Consider the following 1157-nt stretch of genomic DNA (forward strand, 5'->3'; position numbering starts at 1 on the left):
TGGTGTGTGTTGTTTGAGAATTGCACAGTGGACGCGAGCATCTTTGTTGTAAGTAATGAAGAGCGTACGGTGGATGCCTTGGCACCAGGAGCCGATGAAGGACGTAGGAGGCTGCGATAAGCCTCGGGGAGCTGTCAACCGAGCTGAGATCCGAGGGTGTCCGAATGGGGAAACCCAGCACGAGTGATGTCGTGTTACCCGCGCCTGAATATATAGGGCGTGTGGAGGGAACGTGGGGAAGTGAAACATCTCAGTACCCACAGGAAGAGAAAACAACAGTGATTCCGTCAGTAGTGGCGAGCGAACGCGGAAGAGGCCAAACCATGTGCATGTGATACCCGGCAGGGGTTGTGCGTGTGGGGTTGTGGGGTTTGTTTTTGTCGATTCTGCCGGATCGGCCGACAGTAAGAAATCATGTGGTTAGTCGAAGTGGTCTGGGATGGCCTGTCGTAGAGGGTGAGAATCCCGTAGACGAAAACTGTGTGACTGTCGAAGTGAATGCCCAAGTAGCAGCGGGCCCGTGAAATCTGCTGTGAATCTGTCGGGACCACCCGATAAGCCTGAATACTCCCTGGTGACCGATAGCGGACTAGTACCGTGAGGGAAAGGTGAAAAGTACCCCGGGAGGGGAGTGAAATAGTACCTGAAACCGTGCGCTTACAATCCGTCAGAGCCTTCGCACGACTTGTCGTGGGGGGTGATGGCGTGCCTTTTGAAGAATGAGCCTGCGAGTTAGTGGTATGTGGCGAGGTTAACCCGTGTGGGGTAGCCGTAGCGAAAGCGAGTCCGAATAGGGCGATCATAGTCGCATGCTCTAGACCCGAAGCGGAGTGATCTACCCATGGCCAGGTTGAAGCGACGGTAAGACGTCGTGGAGGACCGAACCCACTTAGGTTGAAAACTGAGGGGATGAGTTGTGGGTAGGGGTGAAAGGCCAATCAAACTCCGTGATAGCTGGTTCTCCCCGAAATGCATTTAGGTGCAGCGTCGCGTGTTTCACTCTGGAGGTAGAGCTACTGGATGGTCTAGAGGGCCTACAAGCTTATCGAAATCAGCCAAACTCCGAATGCCAGGGTGTGAGAGCGCGGCAGTGAGACTGCGGGCGATAAGGTTCGTAGTCGAGAGGGAAACAGCCCAGATCGCCGGCTAAGGCCCCC

1 rRNA gene (only partly in view) is annotated in these 1157 nt (G+C 55.0%); it reads left to right on the top strand.

What is annotated here, in order from left to right:
- Positions 1-46: 46 nt before the first annotated feature.
- Positions 47-1157: ribosomal RNA gene (locus tag AC59JP_RS23010) — 23S ribosomal RNA — on the top strand; it runs 2124 nt beyond the window's last position.

Source organism: Rhodococcus sp. 320_ES (assembly GCF_059691855.1).